The following is an 18676-nucleotide window of genomic DNA, read 5'->3' on the forward strand; positions in this document are numbered from 1 at the left end:
ATTCATATTTAGCATTAAAGATTATATAAAAGGACGATGATGTTGGAGAACCCACAACCTTTAGTTTCTATTGTTATTCCTGCTTACAATGCTATGCCTTATTTGGAGGAAGCAATAGAGAGTGTTTTGTCGCAGGATTATCCGAATATTGAATTGATTGTTTTAAATGATGGTTCAACAGATAACACTGCTGAATTTTTGCAAAAATATAAAGGTCAATTTTATTATGATTCGCATGCGAATATGGGACAAGCAGCGACGCTGAATCAAGGATGGCATTTGAGCCGAGGAGAGATTATTGGGTATTTAAGTGCAGATGATCTCTTAACCAAAGATGCGGTAAGTACTGCAGTAAGCACTTTTCTGGAAAACCCGGATATTATCTTAACTTATCCCGATAATTTTGTGATTAATAGTCAATCGGAGGTCATTCGTAAATATACAGCGCCTGAATATGATTATTATGATTTTGTTTTTCACGCAAAATGTAGAATTGGGGTAGGTTCATTTTTTTTAAAAACAGCATTCAATCAAATCGGCGGCTGGGATAGTAAATATCGTTTGATGCCTGATTATGCCTATCAATTACGCTTAGCAAAAATAGGTAAGTTTAAGTACATCCCTAAAGTACTGGGTTATTCTCGAGTACACTCTCAAGCTTTATCTGCAAGTAAAGTGAGCGCTGACACAGCTGATGAATTCATAACTGTGATGAAAAATGAATTAACAATGACCGCTGATCAAAAGCTAATTGATGCAAAAGACAAAATATTAAGTCGGTCTTATTTATTTGCAGCGAGAACTCATCTGGAGTCAGGTCGCTATAAAACAGCGATACGTTACCTGGGGATTACGCTAAAGCTTGATCCAAGCCAATTTCTCAAGCAAGACATATACCGAATTATTTTAAATTATTTTACAAAAAAGCTTTATCTAAAGAAATTACCGAAGGTAAATAAATGACTGTGAAGATACTTAACCCTAAATATGGGTTTGTTTTAGTTTTATTTTTATTTCTTTTATCCATGTTGGGAGTAAATTCTTATCAAGGGGCTTCTCTTTATTATTTTGCTTTTGACATTATTTGGTTAACAGTATTTTTTTCTGCATTTTGTTGTTCACAAACGTATGTCATTTGTTACATCCAGATCATGTTATTCCTAGGGTTTTGGGTAAAATTAATGGCCCATCTTATTTTAGGAGTATTTTTTGTTGAGCCGACTGGCTATTGGACATCTAAGTTTGCAAATCCAGAGGTCTGGGATCAGGTTTTGCTGATCTCGAGTTTGGCGGCATCTGGGGTTTTATTGGCTAATTTATTGTCTTTCTTCTGGACGAAAAAGAACCTCCAGAGAAAAGAAGAATGCAATATTCCTCAATGGTATCTCAAGCATAGTAACTTTCTCTGGTATTTTCTCGTTTTCTTTGGTGTAACAGTGAATGTCATCAATTTCTTTTACCATATTTCAGTGACTGGATTACGACCTCAAATTGTATTGCCCTTTCATTTAAATGCGTTAATGATTTGGGGTATGGTGATTGTTGTTCCTTTATGTATGGCTACATTTTTAGGATGGGAGCGCGATCTAGAACAAAAGAAGAAGCGATTTTATTGGGTTTGCTTCATGGCGTTTATCACTACTTTATCTGTCTTAAGTAGAGCAATTTATATTTTCTGGACTTTGCCTTATCTATTAATTTTGTTTTCGAGTTCCGGCTTTTCTTTGAGACGATTATCTTTATGGGAAAATCGAAGGGTCATTTTTACTTATTTAACTTTTGCAGTGCTGTCTTTAATTTTAGTGAGTATTATTCGGGCACAATACTATACAGCAGATACAGAAAATTCTAAGGACCTCGCTGAGGTAACTGCTTCTCAACTAGAGGAGAGGGCTACAGAAAAGAGATTTTCTAATCAATTGAAAAAACTCTTTGTAGGTCGATGGGTGGGGTTAGAAGCGGTTATGGCGACCACTGCTTATCCACAATCAAGTTGGGCTTTTTTTAAAAGAGGCATTTTAGAAAAGCCTTCTGTAGGCGATGTGGGATGTTATACACGCTATGTATTGAAACTTAATAAGTATGTTAATGCTACTCCAAAAACTATGTTTTCATCATTGCCAGGTTTAGTGGGGATATTAAATTACGCTCATTCTCGCCTTTTAGTTTTTTTAGGTATGTTTGGTGTTTGTTTTTTATTGTGCTCTATAGAATGGATAAGTTTTTCTATGTTGAAAAATAAATTTGTACTTTCACAACTAGGATTAATATTGGGTTATTGGTGTGTTTCAGGATTAAATATCCCCTATTTAGGTTTCATTAATTTATTAGAATGTTTTTTTGTTTTATTATTATTAAAATTCATGAACCTATGTTACAACTGGGTTATGAAGTATTGGTCCAAGAGGCCCTCTCCTGCTGTAGCATGATTTTTTCATTATGAAACTGAGGAAAAATAATATAGTGCTTAAAAAGGTTACTGTTGTTAATGCTACAGCACTTAATTCAGGTGGCGCGTTATCCATTCTACGTCAGTTTTTATCTCATGTTCGTAATGATGAAATTTATTATTTTTTTATTCATCCTTCCCTAAATCTTACCGTGGAAAATGAGAATGTTTATTTGATTAAAAAAGAAACAAACACGATCGCGAAAAGGCTTTTCTGGGACAGTTGGGGGCTCAAGCGATGGTTAAGAACGCAAGGGATAGACGTTAAAAGTATAGTGTCACTGCAAAATACTTCTTTGGCGTATCAAAAGGATATCCCTAAAATCATTTATTTACATCAGGGCCTACCTTTGCATACCCAAAAATGGTCTTTTCTTAAACGTCGTGAGAGACGACTCGCTCTTTATAAGTATATCTATCCTTTATTTATTTTTTTACACGTAGATAAAAAAACAAAGTTCGTGGTGCAAACTCAATGGATGAAACACGCTTTATGTGCTCGCTTCAAACAAAAAGAAGAAAATGTGTATGTGATTAAGCCTGATATTTTGAGAAAAGACATCAACAAGATTACTCCATTGGCGTTACCTTACCAGTATACCTTGTTTTATCCCGCAACCAGTGCACCTTTTAAAAACCACGAAGAAATCATTTATGCTTTAAATGAGTTTAAGAAAAAAAATGCAGCAATCTCAATTGGGCTTTATTTAACAATTACTGCAGAGGAAGATAAAAAGCTAACCGAATTAATTCATGGTTTAAATTTGCAAGAAAATGTTCATTTTTTAGGTCCATTAAGTTATGAGCAAGTCCTTATTTATTATAAATCATGCACTACGGTAGTTTTTCCAAGTTACATTGAAAGTTTTGGTCTGCCCTTGGTGGAAGCTGCCATGTTTGGAAAGCCATTAGTTGCCATTGATGAAGATTATGCGAAAGAAGTTATTTCCTGTTATCCAGGGGCATTATTTGCTCCACGAAATGCGCCTGAAAAATGGATGAATGCTCTAGAGAAGTCTTTTTCCTATACTAATATTGTTCCCTATTCTCCAAGCTATGAGACTAGTTGGGAGGATTTTTTCACCTTAGTGCATGAAAAATAATTTCTTTTTCAGCTAAGAAGAGGGATCTGTGACTGATGTTCCTGGATGTAAGGCATCTTTTTTATATCTAAGTAAAAATCGTTCTCCCCAGGTTATTCCGGGTTTTTCAATAAATTTCCAGGACAAATGCGCCAGACTAACAATAACAGTTAAGATAGCAAATACTAATAAATTATTTCCCAACAACGAATGAGTAGTGATGTAGCGAATAAATTCACCAGTCTGGGGTTCTTTTAACATGGGGGCAAAATTATGGTGACTTAATGCTGAAACAACTATAGATGCGCTTATCAAAAGAAAAATCACTGCAAAATGAATCATATAAATAGAATAAGATAATTTTCCTAATCTCATAAAAAAGGAGTGTTTTAATAAGGAAGAAAAAAGACCACCCTCTAGAGAATAGACAACGATAACCGTACAAAACCAAATGCTTGCAATGATCTCTTGATGATTAATATTCCAATTTAAAATAACGAAAATCATGAACAAACCTAATCCTTCAAGTAGGGTGAGTATTTGTTTTGATAAAGGATAACTTAAGATTCTTTGGTACACATAATATGTGAGGGAGCCGGCAAAAAAACAAGAACAGACCCGTAAAATATTATGATTAAGAATATCTAAATTGATTGCTAAAGAAAAAAATGAAAATCCAGAAATAAGGGCAAAAATAGAAATGCTAAATTTACGGCTTAATATGAGAATTACAGCAAAAAACATATAAACATACAGCTCTGCACTAATACTCCATGAAGGACCATTAAATGATAAGGGTTCAGCTTGATTAAGCCAGGATTGCAATAATAAAAGATTGGGGAGAATTTCTTTTAATGAATTTCTTCCTGAAAACGCATGACCGTTGAAATTAAATCCTTTCATTTCAGCGTACCATTTACCACATTCAAAAATAATGAATAAAGCAAGCATAAAAAAATGTAGAGGGTAAAGGCGAAATATGCGTTTGATGATAAATGGATTAAAATCATGATAATTGTTTAGGACGTTCTTATAGGTATGAAATAAGACAAACCCACTTAAAACAAAAAAAAATTCTACAAATAAATGAGCGTTTCTAAAAAAATTAAGTTCTGTGATGGTGCTGGGGACATGCAAATGAAAGAGGACTACAGAGAGCGCGCACAGTCCTCTGAAGCTATCAAGCACGATAAAACGTTTTGTTTGTCCCATTAAGATCTATTCATCCAATTTTTGGTGCCATTAGTGTATAACAATTGGATATACTTGAAAATCTTAAATAACGTGAGTTCGACCTAAGGGTATTTTCTATGCCTTTAGGTCGCTAAACGAACGTTATCCCGTAAAATGCGTCGCATTTATACGGGATCCAGTTCTAAATAAAAATAGTTCGATATAAAAAATAACTTTATTTTTTATATCGAACTCCGGTAGATTCGAAGAGATTAGAGAAAAGTTTCTTGAGTTACATCCTAATGCTTGGGGACTATTCTGCCTTCTTATAAATAGGCCTAGGTCTTTTCTTAGATTGTACCTATATGGGGTATTTTTTCTCTAAAAATCCTACTTATTTCATCAAATAAAAGTTAACTCATTGATGGTGCATATAATGAAAATACCTTGTATGCAAAAGTAGGTGTCCAAATGAAATTATTATTAACTTTGTCGGAAGATTATCCCCTCGATCTTTATGTGAAACAATTAAGAAAGGTTTTGAATAATAATGAGGGAATAGACCTTATTATAAAAAGAGGGGAGAAAATCCAAAGTTGTGAGAAGTGCGAGTCTGAAGAGTGGCGAGACTTTATTAAACTTAAGACCTTAGAGGAAGATGCCAAAAAATTACCTTTTTCAAAGAATGAAACCAATCTGGATTTATTTATAAAATCTCCCTTTAAGCATTCGGTTGTCCTTGATCAAAATAATCAAGTGATCATCTTCCCTCAAGTGAGAAGAATAGAGAATAAAGAAAGTTATGGTCGTAATGATAGCCCTATTGTTATACCAGAAATAACTCAATCTATTTGGTGAGCTATTTTGATTTTTTAAACGTTTGCGATGGGCATAACAAACCAAATTGATTTCCCATTCCCCTTTGCGAAAGCAAGGGGCTCACCTCCACTCAAAACTTTAATTGCCAATCAATGTTTAATTTTTAGTTGTGCTCCATAGAAAAATCTCTTAACATCGGCTTAAAGAGTTTTTTCATTTTCTAACTATGAGCTCTTAAAATGAAGAAATTCACCCAATCAAGATAAAGAAACAAGTGAAAATTTTAGTCGTCTCACAGTATTTTTGGCCTGAAACATTTATCATAAATGAATTAGTGCAGTGTCTTGCAGCACAAGGACATCAAATAGAAGTCGTTACGGGAAAGCCCAATTATCCTGAAGGGGTTATTTTTGAGGGCTACCGTGCATCAGGCCATTCTACAGAAATTTTTCATGAAATTCCTATTCATCGGGCGCCCCTTTTTCCTCGAGGTAAAGGAAGCAAGCGATTAGTATTAAATTATTTATCGTTCATCGTTAATGGTCTTTATCATTTCCCTCGATTTATAAGAGGAAAGCAGTTTGATGTTGTTTTTGTATTTGTACCTTCTCCAATTACCTCGGTAGTCCCTGCCATTTATTTAAAATGGCGTTTAAAAGCTCATCTTGCTGTATGGGTTCAGGACTTGTGGCCTGAAAGTGTCCAAGCTACGGGGTTTATTCAAAATAATTTTTTATTAAAGATCATTGGTTATGTTGTGAAAGGTATCTATGCCGCTTCTGATACTTTATTAGTCCAATCAAAGGCATTTCCTACGTTGATGGAAAAGTATACGTCCTTGAAAAAAGTGGTTTATTATCCTAACTCATTCTTAGAGCCAGAGCCATCTACCACTCAGCAAGATCCTCCTGGTCCTCTATTATCAGCGCTGGAGTCTTATACTTGTTTTGTTTTTGCGGGCAACTTGGGTACAGCGCAAGCATTGGAGACAATTATTAATGCCGCGGAGAGAATATCACATTTAACCCAATGCAAAATTCTTTTAATCGGTAGTGGTAGTATGAGCGACTGGTTGTTTCTTCAAATAACGCAAAGAAAGATAAAAAATGTATTGATTCCTGGTCGATTTTCAGCTGTTGTAATGCCTATTATTTTTTCTAAAGCCGCGGCTCTTTTAGTCACTTTAAAAAAAGATGAGCTCTTTTCCTATACGATACCCAGTAAAATTCAAGCTTATTTAGCTGCAGGACGGCCTATTCTAGCAGCATTAGATGGAGAAGGAGCCCGTATTGTCCAAGAGTCGCGAGCCGGATTAGTGTCACCTGCCGAGGATGCTGATGCGCTAGCCAAAAATATGGAAAAATTATATTATATGCCTGTTTCAGAGCGAGAAAAGCTGGGGAGAGCAGCGAGAGATTTCTTCTTAGAACATTTTGACATGAGGACACAGAGTCGTCGACTCATTGAAATTTTTAATAATAAAATTAAAAAAGAGGTAAATTGATTTTGAAAATTCTGGTTTTAGGTATAACTGGTATGCTGGGAAGTGCAGTGTTTCATACGTTTAACCAGCAGCAGAATGACTTTGAAGTTTGGGGTACTTTAAGAAGTAAAGAAGGTTTAAAATATTTTCCCAATGCTTTTCCCTCTTACCTCATTTCGGATATAGATGTACTTAATTTAGATACTTTATGTAGCGTTCTTGAGCAAGTTCGTCCTGATGTTGTCATTAATTGTATTGGCTTAATTAAACAATTATCAAGTGCGAAGGATCCCTTATCTGCGTTGCCTATTAATGCGATGTTACCGCATCAATTAACACGAGTGTGTCAATTAGCAGGAGCGCGATTGATTCATATTAGCACGGATTGTGTTTTTTCTGGAAAAAAAGGCTTTTATACAGAGAATGATCATTCAGATGCTGAAGATTTATACGGTAAATCAAAATTTATTGGTGAAATTACAGAAAATTCAAATGCAATTACCCTGCGTACTTCAATAATAGGGCATGAATTCAACAGTAAAACGGCATTAGTTGAATGGTTTCTTTCACAGCAGATATCAGCGAAAGGGTACGTAAATGCTATTTTTTCAGGATTACCCACCTTTGAATTAGCACGAGTTATGCGGGATTATGTTATCCCCAAACCTGAGCTTTGGGGACTTTATCAGGTTGCAGCGGCTCCTATTAATAAATATGAGTTGCTTTCCTTGATTGCGGAAGTTTACAAGAAGAAGATAAGTATCTTAGCTGATGAAGAAATTAGGATTGATCGCTCACTCAATGGCGAACGATTTAAAAATGCAACCGGTTATGTGGCTCCTGATTGGTCACAATTGATCGCTTTAATGTATGAATCAAAAAATTTATATGAGGATAAATGAACATGTTCAAAGATAAAGTTTTGATGATTACAGGAGGAACTGGCTCCTTTGGGCATGCTGTTTTGCAACGGTTTTTAAAATCGGACATTCGTGAAATACGAATTTTTAGCCGTGATGAAAAAAAACAAGAAGACATGCGTAACGAGTTGAATAATGACAAAGTAAAATTTTACATTGGTGATGTTCGTGATTATTCATCAGTAGCAGATGCGATGATTGGTGTAGATTATGTGTTCCATGCAGCTGCCTTGAAGCAGGTCCCTTCCTGTGAATTTTATCCTATGGAGGCAGTGCGAACTAATATTCTTGGCACCGATAATGTTTTGGCTGCGGGAATAGCGCGATCAGTAAAAAAAATAGTAGTGTTAAGTACCGATAAAGCAGTGTATCCCATTAATGCTATGGGTATTTCCAAAGCGATGGCAGAAAAGATCGTTGTTGCTAAATCCAGAGTTGTTCCTGAAAATGGCCCCATTATCTGCGCTACACGTTATGGAAATGTTATGGCATCAAGAGGATCCGTGATTCCTCTTTTTGTGGCGCAAATCCAAGCAAAACAAGCATTAACAATCACTGATCCTCAAATGACTCGATTTTTAATGTCGCTAGAAGATTCTGTTGATTTGGTATTACATGCTTTTTCTTATGCCAATCAAGGTGATATTTTTATTCAAAAAGCACCTGCGTCCACTATCGCTGATTTAACCCAAGCACTAATTGAAATTTTTAGAAGCATGAGTGAAGTGAAAATTATAGGTACTCGTCATGGTGAAAAATTGTATGAGTCTTTAATTTCCCGGGAAGAAATGGCTAAAGCAGAAGATATGGGGCGATATTATCGTATTCAAGCGGATAATAGGGATCTGAATTACAAGAAGTATTTTGTTGAAGGTGAGGAAATTATCTCTAATTATGAAGATTATACCTCTCATAACACGCAGCAACTTACCGTACATGAAATTAAAGACTTACTTCTCAAGTTAGACTTTATTCAAAATGCATTGGATAATAACGATACAAAGTTATATTAGCTTCGATAAGTCACTTATAAGGAGATTTATCCATTTAATAACAAAGTATCAGCGGGGGGTATTTAGCTCTCGAAGCGGTTCATCTGAAAACAGTATTATTGAAGGTTTTCAGTATAATCCAGTAAATAACCAATACTTATGGCCCCAAAATGACATATTAAATCTATGCAAATCATAAGTAGATACAATTTATGTTTCTTCCAATGGACGATAGATAATGTTCCTTTAAAACGAGCTCAATTCAATATAGAGGGCTAGAGAATACTCAAATTCAGGCTTATTTTGCTGCTATGGCTCTGGATATAAAAAGATTGGTATTTTTTGTCTTTTATGAAGCAGCTCTAATTTTGATCCCCCTTTGCTCATATTTTTCGTCAGGTAGCATAATTTTATCTACTTACATGACAAGGTACATGAACGTTTACTACAATACTTAATGTTGTATTCATTGAATGAAACATTTGAGAAATGAATAATATGGCATATTGTCGGAATAAGTCGATTTTAGCGAAGGACAATTCACTAAAAACAGAGGGTTTTGATGCGGATGTTTTAATCGTGGGTGCTGGTCCTGCTGGGGCAATATGTGCTTATTATTTGGCACAATCAGGCAAAAAAGTCATACTCATAGATTCTCATTCCTTCCCAAGAGATAAAATTTGTGGGGATTTTGTTTCTCCAGTGGCTTTAAAAGAACTAATGACGCTTGGTATTACCGATCTTCCTGAGTTCAAAGAAACCAACATAATTACAGAAGCTACAGTTTATGTCGATGGCGAGAAACTGATAACGGATAATATCCCCCAAATCAAAGATTTTGTTAATTATGGAAGAGTCATTCCGCGTGTTTTGCTTGATAGTTGGATAGTCAACGCAGCAAAGCAGCAAGGAGTTAACGTTATTACTGACTGTAAGCTTTTAAATTATTTCGTCAATGAACAGGATGTTATGGTTGAATGTGAGCAAATGGGGAAAAGTAGACGCTTTTCAATCAAAATGTTGGTTGGTGCAGATGGAAGCAATAGTACGGTAGCGAGAATTCTTCAAGGTAAAAAACCAAATCCAAAACATAAAATCGTGGCGGTGCGCGCCTACTGTGAAAATATTAATTGTATATCCCACCAAGCCACGCTTTTTTTTACAAGTAAAACTTTCCCAGGATACTTTTGGTTTTTTCCCACATCATCCACAACCGCTAATGTTGGAATTGGTATGGTATTAAAAACATTTCCCAAAAATGAAACTAATTTAAAAGCTATTTTGCTAGAAATGATAGAAAATGATCCATTTTTTAAATCAAAAATCAGCCAAGGAATGCAAATAACTAAAATAGCTGGTTGGCCTTTATCTTGTTATGACCCCACTACCATCAATGTAAAAGACAGAGTTTTACTCACTGGTGATGCAGCAGGGTTTATCAATCCGTTTACTGGTGAAGGGATACAATATGCTTTGCAAAGTGGAAGATTAGCAGCCGAAAGCATCATCGAAAGTTTCGAAACAGAGAATTTTAGTGCTGGCTCACTGAAACGTTTTGATATCAAAGTGAGTGAAGAAATAACCCATGATTTGAGTTTTGTAAATATTGTTATGCAATTAATACGCAATCGTAATCTAAATATATTGTGGTTAAACATACTAAAAATCATTTTATATCAGGCAAAAAAAAACCCCCAACATGCTTCTTTAAGCGGTGGTTTTTTTGTGGGAATAATTCCTATGTATAGACTATTATCGATTTCATATACTAGCAAAACGATATTGAACAGTATCTCTTGTTTCTTCAAGACGAAGAATATTTTTAAGCAAACGATCATTTTTATAAGCCAACAAATATTACAAGTATTTAAACAAAAAATGAGTCACTTAAGCTGGATAGCATACCTTAGTAAATCAGTACTTTTATTCATACGACTTAGTATAAAAGTAGGATTTATAAAAATGCGTATATTTTTAAAACGATTGTGTAGTAGAGCCTGAGGAGTATGGAACTGTTAACGGCTCCCTTGCAAAAACGAACCGTACCTTTTGAAAAATATTTCCTTAGCTAACGCAGCACTGTTGATATTGTTATTGAGCAATTAAAATCAATTTTCCAAATGGAATACACGAGACATCCGAGGCCTGATAATTTTGTTATTAACCTCTTATCGGGCTTAGCTGCTTATATGCTCAAGCTGAAAAAAGCTTCCCTGAAAATACATTCACTTAATGAAAATTTGGGAATGCTTATGTCGAACTCAGGTCAACCTAATTTTCTTTTTAAGTCTGATAGTGTTCTGCTTCCAGTACAAAACATAGCTACTTTTAGTTCATACTCTATGGTCTGTATGCATAAACTAACCTGTTCTGATGATTTCAGTGCTGCTTCAAGCATTGGTTTCGCATAACCAACTGTTGTTGCTCCAAGAGCAAAAAGTTTAGCGGCATTTAAACCGTTATTTACTCCGCCAGAGCCCCAAATTTCGTAAGAGGGGTTTAGTTCCATGGCGAGTTTTACTGATGTTGCAGTATCAATCCCCCAGTTTCGAAAAGTGATGGCTGCCTGTTGTCTCATTGGATCATGAGTAGCTCTATGCCCTTCAATTCGTCCCCAGTGGGTTCCACCTAATCCCCCTACATCAATTGCGGTAATCCCAATATCATTTAAGCGTATCATTGTTTCACGTGAAAAACCGCAACCCGTTTCTTTGACTATAATTGGCAATTCAAGGTTTTTTACTAGATGTGTTAATGCACTCCAACACCCCTTGTATGTTGTTGTTCCTTCAGGTTGTATGCATTCTTGCAGGGGATTACAATGAATAATTAAAGCATTCGCTTGTAAAGCATCCGTTAAGCGCTGTATGTCTGCAATGGAGGTTTCAATTAATTGGGCTATCCCTAAGTTGCTGTACAAACTCACTTGTGGAAAATCTTGGCGTAAATGTTGCCATTCAAAGGCTGCTTTAGGATCCGTCAGCTCGCGTCTTTGTGAGCCTACCCCCATTGCCCAACCATTTTGTGCACAGGCTTCAATAAGGTTTCGATTGATGTGTTTTGCGCGTCTATGTCCAGCAGTCATGGAGCTAATAAGAAAAGGTTTTTCAACTACCTGACCAAATCGATTTCCCTTGATAGAAACATCATCAAAATTCAAATCAGGAAGAGCTTCATGTATTAAATTAATAGTGTCCAACGTACTTAAATCAGCGGTTTGATTTTCAGGCATTAAGGCTAACTTAATATGATCTTGTTTACGTTGTTCAAATTGTTCGAGGTGATTTGTCATGGGTTTTATGCCTGTTATTTTATAATTGACTTAGGATCGGGGATGTGGCTGTATTGGCTATTCTATATTCTTAGAGTCATATTTTCCACCCAATCTGCGTTTGGGAGTATACCAAAGCGAAGAGCTCGTTATTATTAATTACCATGAGGTAAAATACTCAATCATCTGATATTGATGGGGATGAGATGAAAAATTTTCTGTCATTGACTTAGGGAAGTTGTTGTCGTCTTACCCAATAATGCCTCTCTCGCAGCGCCTAGGTGTCTCCTTAAGGAAAAATTGGCTTGCTGAGGGTGTAAGCGTGTCACTCTTTGCAACAGTGGCGTTGTTGCATGGAGCAACACATGTCTTGATATAAATCTCGTCATCGGGTTTATGCTGAATCCCCGCGGCGAAGACCGCAGGGATTCGCTTGAAGTTTTTCCTAAAGTCGAGTTAAATAAATTCTAATTTCCAGAAGGGGTATTAAATTTCTAAAAAATAGTACTCTCTGCAACAACGTCGCTTTTGCGGAAGGTTGGGTCTGGGAAAGCATCTCCCTCTGCAACAGCAGGAGTTTATTTTTGCGTATTTAGATCAACCCAAGCAGCATAAGTTTCTATGAATTTTTTAATGAATTTTAACGTTTCTTCTTTTTGGATTTTTCCTTGGGCATCAAATAAATCTCCAGCTCCGCCAATATAGGTTTCAGGTTGTTGTAATATGGGAATATCTAAAAATACAAAAGATTGTCTTAAATGATGATTGGCGCCAAACCCACCAATAGCTCCCGGAGAAACGCTGATTACCGCCCCAGGTTTTTTGCCCCATACACTTTGGCCATAAGGGCGAGAGCCTACATCAATAGCATTTTTCAGTACCCCAGGAACGGATCGGTTGTATTCAGGTGTTACAAACAGCACTCCTTGACATGCTTTTATTTGCTCACGAAACTGTGTCCAAGCAACTGGTGGTCTATTTTCATCATCAAGATCTTGGTTGTATAAAGGTAAATCACCAATTTCAATGATTTGTAATTCTAGAGAGGAGGGGGATAACGAAATGAGCTCATGCGCCATCTTTCGGTTGAAGGATTCTTTGCGTAAACTGCCAACTACAACTCCAATTTTTTTAACCATAATACGGTTCCTTGTATTTTAGTTGTTAATATACTTGTTTTTTATATAAAGCGTGATAAACAAGTTTGAATTTTTAGCAGCAATATTATCCAATACTCGTTATTTATTTGAGGAAATATAATGATTTTCTATTTGAAAAACCCTATCTCTAAAAATAACGATGTATTAAAGCAATAGGGTTTTAAATAAATGTATTAAGCTACTACTTCAACTTCTTCAGCTTGCGGACCTTTTTGACCATTACTTGGTTTGAACACTACGGTTGAACCTTCTGCAAGAGTTTTAAACCCGGTGCCTAGAATTGCACTGAAGTGAACAAAATAATCTTTACCGCCACTTTCTAAAAAACCGAAACCTTTGGACTCATTAAACCACTTTACTGTACCACGAATTTTTTCTGACATTTTAATTTCCTAAATTGTAACTACCACATTGTAGCATTATTTTATTAATTGTGCTGTTTTTTTCGCAAAAAAATTTTATTTTTTTTGCAAAACAGCAATAATGCATTTCTATCATAGATCATTTTGTTTAAAATTTCTAATACATTACACGTGATTGTTCATCTTTTACTAAAAATTATAACAAATCGCGCTCAATACATACCGATCAACGTTGCAGCTCATTTAAGAAGAGGTAAGTTTTTATAAAGATTTACTTGCAGGAGTTTCAATAAGCTCCAAACCATCTTCTTTTTTTAGGAATGTAAAAATAATTCCTGAAAAAAAAGTAAGAACTCCTAGAGTTATAAACGTATCATGGAATATTTGAACTGAAAAAGCCTGGTGCACCGAGTATTTATAGGTGAAAAAATCAACCAATATTGCCGAAACAGCGAGACCAAAACTTTGGGATAATTGTTGGATGGTGCTCATAATGCTGGTGGCTGCACTGAGATCATTTTCATTAATGTTAGCATATGCAAGTGAGTTCATGCCGGTATACTGTAACGAAACCAGAAACCCATAGGCAAAAGTTAAAATGGCAATATCATAAATGGAGGAGTTTGAGTTAATTGAAAAAAAAGACAAGAGCGACAGGCTCACAAGAAAGGTATTAATCATTAATAAATGTTTATAGCCAAGCCAACGTAATATATACACGGAAAAAGGTTTTACTAAAAATACACCCAATGCTATAGGGGTGAGCAATAAGCCGGATAAGCTTGGTGAATAGCCTAACCCAATTTGTAACAATAAAGGTAATAAGAAAGGAACACCACCAAAACTCAAGCGTGTTAATAGATTTCCCAGTACTGAAATATAAAAGGTGCGGGTGTGCAAAAGTTCTACCTGAACAATAGGATGCTTTCTTTTATAAGAATGTTTGGTATATCCACCCAATAACAATAAGGCAGTAATTAACATCATGGATGTTTGCGTCATCGTTACATTGGATTCACTGAACATGGATAAACCAAAAGTTAGCGTAGCTAATCCGCTGCCAAATAGAACAAATCCTAATTTATCTAAAGGAGGGACTTGGCGAGGGGGGAAGTTAGGTAATAACTTACTTGCTAAACCTATGGTGAGTATTCCTACAGGTATATTGACCCAAAAAATCCAACGCCAAGAAAAACGATAAGTAATAATCCCTCCTAATAAGGGTCCCAGCATCATGCCTACGGAGGCAACCATAATCACCATGGTCATTTTTGTAATTAATTCATGGCGCTCACTGGTTCGAAAAATAATTAGGCGTCCGATAGGGACAGTAAATGAGCCACCAATTCCCTGCGCAATGCGGGCACAAATCAATTCAAATAAGTTATGAGTAAATCCGCACCAAATGGAACTTAAAGTAAATACAGTGAGAGCAGTTATAAAAACTGCTTTTATACCAAATTTGTCTGCCACCCAACCACTAATAGGAATAAAGATTGCTAAGCTCAAAAGATAGCTGATAAGTGCTAATTTTAAATCTATAGGATCGACATCCAGACTTCGGGCCATTACAGGAATTGCGGTGTTAATAATAGTGGTATCTACTGCTTCCATAAACATGGCTAATGCAACAGTAAATAGGATGATGTTTTTTCTCATGGTATCAATAGAGCAATCAGGATAGATCATATCTATCATTGTAGCTTGTGCTGCATTGTAGCTACAATAATATTTATCACTACTGTTCAAGAAGTAGGCTTTTTAATCCAGCTAAATGAGTTTTTGCTAAATGTTTTGATTGTTCTTCAGAGCGCTCTACATTTTTTCCAAACCATTCAAGATGTTCAGCAGGAAGTTCGTCTAAAAATCTGCTTGGCAAACAGTCTTGTATTTCACCGGCACGACGTCTTTGTTTGGCTAAGGTAAAGCATAAACCTTTCTGGGCGCGAGTAATACCTACATAGGCTAATCGTCTTTCTTCTTCGATTTGGTCTTCATCAATACTGACTCGGTGGGGTAATAATTCTTCTTCCATACCTACTAAGTAAACATAAGGAAACTCTAAGCCTTTTGATGCATGTAAGGTCATGAGTTGTAGGGTATTATTATCTTGTTCATCGGCTTGATCAAGAATATCAATTAAAATGAGTTTGTTAATTACCTCCCCTAAGGTTTGTTCCGAATTTTTGGTTAATAAACGCTCAATCCATTCTAATAATTCCCAAACATTATCCATCTTTTTTTGTGCTTTAGCAGGGGTGTCGCAGAGTTCATAAATATGAGCTTCATAACTACTGTCTTCTACCATTTGTTTGAGTTGTTCTACTATAGAACCTGTGGTGATTCGTAGTTTTATTTTCTCCATCCATGATTTAAAAGTAAGCAAAGCGGCGCGTGGTTTTTCTGCGATATATTCACTCAGAGCGAGATGATCCGCTGCCGCATAAAGACTTATACCTTTATTTTGGGCATAATGACCTAGAGCATCAAGGCTTGTCTCGCCGATTCCTCGTTTGGGGGTATTGATGACTCGCAAAAATGCAGCGTCATCTGCCGCATTGCATAATAATTTCAAGTAGGCAAAAATATCTTTTACTTCTGCTTTAGCAAACCAAGATTGTCCACCACTAATATGATAAGGGATCCCATAATGGCGCAGTACCTTTTCAAAAATACGGGATTGATGATTGCCGCGGTATAATATTGCATAATCCCCATATTGGGTTCTAGCACGTATTTTATGGCTAATTAAATCAGCAATGACCTGTTCTGCTTCATCATTTTCATCTTTACAACGAATAACTCTTAATAATTCACCATGGCCAAATTCACTCCATAGCTTTTTTTCAAATAAATGTTGGTTATTTGCAATAAGATGATTTGCTGAGTGTAAAATGATATTAGTCGACCGATAATTTTGTTCCAGTTTTATTATTTTTAATTGAGGATAATCCTCTTGTAATTGCTTTAAATTTTCAGGTTTTGCTCCCCTCCAGGCATAAATTGACTGATCGTCGTCACCTACAACGGTAAAGTGAGCTCTTATGCCTGTTAATTGTTTTACCAACAGGTATTGGCTTGTATTTGAATCTTGGTATTCATCCACTAATAAATGACGAATCTTATTTTGCCAATAGGTTGAAACGGAAGAATGTTCGCTTAAAAGACTTACAGGAAGACGAATCAAATCATCAAAATCTACCGCATTATATGCTTTAAGTGCCTGTTGATAGCGTGGATAAAGCAAAGCAGCCTCTTCATAATAGGGTGCATCATAAGGATTTTTAATGACTTGTTCTGGAGTGAGGAGATCATTTTTCCAGCGTGAAATTCGTTGTTGAATTTGTAAGATAAATTCCCTTTCTGTGGCTTTATTCGCAGGTAAAAATCCCCGCAAGATTTGTACACAATCCTCACTGTCAAAAATAGAAAAGCCCTTTTTTAAATCACATAAGTCAAAGTGACGTTTGATAATACTTAAGCCCAAAGTATGGAAGGTTGCTACTTTTAAACCTCTTCGAGTCGCTGGTGGCAAAACGGCTGCAACCCGAGCACGCATTTCATTAGCTGCTTTGTTGGTAAAAGTTACTGCGCATACAGTATTGGCGGCATAGCCGCATGTATTAATTAAATAAGCTATTTTTTGCGTGATTACTCGTGTTTTACCGCTTCCAGCTCCAGCAAGAACTAATAAAGGTCCGTCTATATGACGTACTGCTGCCATTTGTTGGCTGTTCAACATATTAAAGGCTTCTCACTCAAAAAAGAGCGATTATTGCCCGCATAGGTATTAGGAAGCAACTATTAATTAATAGAGCGTTCTACATCAAACTCTTCTTCATTGTCTATTTCAATAAAATCAGGTTTGGTTTCTGGTTCTGGCGTGTCTTCAATACCAAAAACGACTTTGTCTATAGTTTTAAATAAGGGAGCAAGTATATTTTTGTCAATCATGATTTCATCCTTAAAATTTTAGTGTGGATTTTTAAAGCATAGTTCAAAATCATTTTTTCTCCAGGAAAATTACAAAAAAGTTATGTTATACTCCTGGATTGCAACTGTCTTAGTGGTTGCCGTAATTTTTAAGAGCTCGTTTATGAAACAATCAGATACCCTGCAACGCTTTATTTTTGAACATGCAAATATTCGTGGTGAAATCGTTCACATTGAAGACACTTATCAAACCATTATGAGTCAACGAAATTATCCTCCCATGGTTAAAAATTTATTGGGAGAGGCGCTTGTTTCTTGTTTGCTTTTAGCATCCAGTATCAAATTTCAGGGGAGCTTAAATTTACAGTTTCAAGGAGATAAACGACTTCCTTTATTATTAGTCCAATGTGATCATGAACTTAACGTAAGGGCTTTTGCTCAATTTATTGAAAATCTGGAAACTAAAGAGTATGCGAATGCGTTTCTCGAAGGACAAATGGTTTTAACCATTAATCAAAATAATCAAACCAACGCCTACCAGAGCATGGTTCCTATTCAATCTACTTCGATGAGTGAAAATTTAATGAACTATTTTGCTCAATCTGAGCAAGTTTCCACTCGAGTTTGGTTAGCGGTGAATGAAAGTGCTGCTGCAGGAATGTTGCTGCAGTTAATGCCGGGCCAAGATACGCAACATAGAGAACAATTCTGGGAATATGCAGTGCAACTCGGTCAAACAGTGAGTGAGCACGAGTTACTGACTTTAGATAATGAAATATTACTGTACCGACTTTATCATGAAACAGAAATAAGAATATTTGAGCGACGTGAAACTCGTTTTAAGTGCCGTTGTAGTCTTGATAAAATGAAGCAAGTACTTACTGTTTTAGGTGAAGAGGATGCAAACGAATTATTAAAAGAACAGGGAGAAGTAGCTATTCGTTGTGATTTTTGCAATCAGAAATATACTTTTGATCCTATAGATATCACCATGTTGTTTCATAAAGGATAATCTAAGAGATTCCTCTCAAG

At 35.9% G+C, this 18676-nt stretch carries 16 protein-coding genes and 1 pseudogene; 10 read left to right on the forward strand and 7 right to left on the reverse strand.

All coding sequences use genetic code 11. The features are described from left to right. Positions 1-36: 36 nt before the first annotated feature. From DYH34_RS01125 to DYH34_RS01135, 3 genes are read left to right on the forward strand one after another with little or no spacing between them, the layout of a single operon-like run. Positions 37-963, forward strand: a complete 927-nt coding sequence (locus DYH34_RS01125; protein ID WP_238589436.1) for a glycosyltransferase — start codon at positions 37-39, stop codon at positions 961-963. After that, a complete protein-coding gene (locus tag DYH34_RS01130) occupies positions 960-2429 on the forward strand; it encodes a hypothetical protein (RefSeq protein ID WP_058464035.1) in 1470 nt (489 codons plus the stop codon). Before DYH34_RS01125 ends, DYH34_RS01130 begins: the two co-directional genes overlap by 4 nt. 34 nt (positions 2430-2463) lie before the next feature. Next, a complete protein-coding gene (locus tag DYH34_RS01135) occupies positions 2464-3552 on the forward strand; it encodes a glycosyltransferase (protein ID WP_058464329.1) in 1089 nt (362 codons plus the stop codon). A 12-nt stretch (positions 3553-3564) separates the two neighbouring features. On the opposite strand, the gene DYH34_RS01140 is transcribed toward DYH34_RS01135, so the two are convergent. Continuing rightward, positions 3565-4743 (reverse strand): acyltransferase family protein, encoded by a 1179-nt coding sequence (locus tag DYH34_RS01140; protein WP_058464034.1) that lies wholly within the window; start codon positions 4741-4743, stop codon positions 3565-3567. 432 nt (positions 4744-5175) lie between these two features. Here DYH34_RS01140 and DYH34_RS01145 point away from each other — a divergent pair, with 432 nt between their 5' ends. The 6 genes and pseudogenes from DYH34_RS01145 to DYH34_RS18655 form a co-directional block, all read left to right on the forward strand. Continuing rightward, a complete protein-coding gene (locus DYH34_RS01145) occupies positions 5176-5562 on the forward strand; it encodes a hypothetical protein (protein WP_058464033.1) in 387 nt (128 codons plus the stop codon). A 235-nt stretch (positions 5563-5797) separates the two neighbouring features. Further along, on the forward strand, positions 5798-7027 hold the full coding sequence (locus DYH34_RS01150; RefSeq protein ID WP_058464032.1) for a glycosyltransferase family 4 protein: 1230 nt from the start codon (positions 5798-5800) through the stop codon (positions 7025-7027). Continuing rightward, entirely contained in the window at positions 7024-7908 is an 885-nt protein-coding gene (locus DYH34_RS01155) for a dTDP-4-dehydrorhamnose reductase family protein (RefSeq protein WP_238589435.1), read from the forward strand. Before DYH34_RS01150 ends, DYH34_RS01155 begins: the two co-directional genes overlap by 4 nt. Further along, positions 7905-8939 carry a polysaccharide biosynthesis protein gene (locus DYH34_RS01160; protein ID WP_274519437.1) on the forward strand — a complete coding sequence of 345 codons (1035 nt, stop codon included), beginning with the start codon at positions 7905-7907 and terminating at the stop codon, positions 8937-8939. Before DYH34_RS01155 ends, DYH34_RS01160 begins: the two co-directional genes overlap by 4 nt. A 468-nt stretch (positions 8940-9407) precedes the next feature. Beyond that, positions 9408-10919, forward strand: coding sequence for an NAD(P)/FAD-dependent oxidoreductase (locus DYH34_RS01165; protein ID WP_058464030.1), 1512 nt, complete (start codon positions 9408-9410; stop codon positions 10917-10919). 47 nt (positions 10920-10966) lie between these two features. Beyond that, positions 10967-11173: pseudogene (locus tag DYH34_RS18655) on the forward strand (IS982 family transposase); the annotation flags it as partial. Between the two features lie 11 nt (positions 11174-11184). Here the strand turns inward: DYH34_RS18655 and fni are convergent. The 6 genes from fni to DYH34_RS17925 all read right to left on the reverse strand — a co-directional run bounded on the left by fni (position 11185) and on the right by DYH34_RS17925 (position 17665). Further along, on the reverse strand, positions 11185-12210 hold the full coding sequence (fni, locus tag DYH34_RS01170) for a type 2 isopentenyl-diphosphate Delta-isomerase (protein ID WP_058464029.1): 1026 nt from the start codon (positions 12208-12210) through the stop codon (positions 11185-11187). A 557-nt stretch (positions 12211-12767) separates the two neighbouring features. Continuing rightward, positions 12768-13328, reverse strand: a complete 561-nt coding sequence (locus tag DYH34_RS01175; protein WP_058464028.1) for an NADPH-dependent FMN reductase — start codon at positions 13326-13328, stop codon at positions 12768-12770. Positions 13329-13522: 194 nt separating this feature from the next. Then, a complete protein-coding gene (locus DYH34_RS01180) occupies positions 13523-13732 on the reverse strand; it encodes a cold-shock protein (RefSeq protein ID WP_058464027.1) in 210 nt (69 codons plus the stop codon). Between the two features lie 240 nt (positions 13733-13972). Continuing rightward, complete coding sequence (locus DYH34_RS01185; protein WP_058464327.1) at positions 13973-15370, reverse strand: MFS transporter; 1398 nt, start codon at positions 15368-15370, stop codon at positions 13973-13975. A 79-nt stretch (positions 15371-15449) separates the two neighbouring features. After that, positions 15450-17453, reverse strand: a complete 2004-nt coding sequence (locus DYH34_RS01190; protein WP_058464026.1) for a UvrD-helicase domain-containing protein — start codon at positions 17451-17453, stop codon at positions 15450-15452. A gap of 62 nt (positions 17454-17515) precedes the next feature. Continuing rightward, positions 17516-17665, reverse strand: a complete 150-nt coding sequence (locus DYH34_RS17925) for a hypothetical protein (protein WP_165481793.1) — start codon at positions 17663-17665, stop codon at positions 17516-17518. A 142-nt stretch (positions 17666-17807) separates the two neighbouring features. Between DYH34_RS17925 and hslO the strand changes: the two genes are divergently transcribed. Further along, on the forward strand, positions 17808-18656 hold the full coding sequence (gene hslO / locus DYH34_RS01195) for an Hsp33 family molecular chaperone HslO (RefSeq protein ID WP_058464025.1): 849 nt from the start codon (positions 17808-17810) through the stop codon (positions 18654-18656). Positions 18657-18676 lie beyond the last annotated feature (20 nt).

It is taken from the genome of Legionella cincinnatiensis (genome assembly GCF_900452415.1).
Classification (GTDB): Bacteria; Pseudomonadota; Gammaproteobacteria; order Legionellales; family Legionellaceae; genus Legionella; species Legionella cincinnatiensis.

What these genes read in the sequence shown, in the direction of transcription:
- DYH34_RS01125 (WP_238589436.1), top strand. Translation starts at nt 37, where the DNA reads ATGATGTTGGAGAACCCACAACCTTTAGTTTCTATTGTTATTCCTGCT.
- DYH34_RS01130 (WP_058464035.1), top strand. Translation starts at nt 960, where the DNA reads ATGACTGTGAAGATACTTAACCCTAAATATGGGTTTGTTTTAGTTTTA.
- DYH34_RS01140 (WP_058464034.1), bottom strand. Translation starts at nt 4,743, where the DNA reads ATGGGACAAACAAAACGTTTTATCGTGCTTGATAGCTTCAGAGGACTG.
- DYH34_RS01145 (WP_058464033.1), top strand. Translation starts at nt 5,176, where the DNA reads ATGAAATTATTATTAACTTTGTCGGAAGATTATCCCCTCGATCTTTAT.
- DYH34_RS01160 (WP_274519437.1), top strand. Translation starts at nt 7,905, where the DNA reads ATGAACATGTTCAAAGATAAAGTTTTGATGATTACAGGAGGAACTGGC.
- DYH34_RS01165 (WP_058464030.1), top strand. Translation starts at nt 9,408, where the DNA reads ATGAATAATATGGCATATTGTCGGAATAAGTCGATTTTAGCGAAGGAC.
- fni (WP_058464029.1), bottom strand. Translation starts at nt 12,210, where the DNA reads ATGACAAATCACCTCGAACAATTTGAACAACGTAAACAAGATCATATT.
- DYH34_RS01175 (WP_058464028.1), bottom strand. Translation starts at nt 13,328, where the DNA reads ATGGTTAAAAAAATTGGAGTTGTAGTTGGCAGTTTACGCAAAGAATCC.
- DYH34_RS01180 (WP_058464027.1), bottom strand. Translation starts at nt 13,732, where the DNA reads ATGTCAGAAAAAATTCGTGGTACAGTAAAGTGGTTTAATGAGTCCAAA.
- DYH34_RS01185 (WP_058464327.1), bottom strand. Translation starts at nt 15,370, where the DNA reads ATGAGAAAAAACATCATCCTATTTACTGTTGCATTAGCCATGTTTATG.
- DYH34_RS01190 (WP_058464026.1), bottom strand. Translation starts at nt 17,453, where the DNA reads ATGTTGAACAGCCAACAAATGGCAGCAGTACGTCATATAGACGGACCT.
- DYH34_RS17925 (WP_165481793.1), bottom strand. Translation starts at nt 17,665, where the DNA reads ATGATTGACAAAAATATACTTGCTCCCTTATTTAAAACTATAGACAAA.
- hslO (WP_058464025.1), top strand. Translation starts at nt 17,808, where the DNA reads ATGAAACAATCAGATACCCTGCAACGCTTTATTTTTGAACATGCAAAT.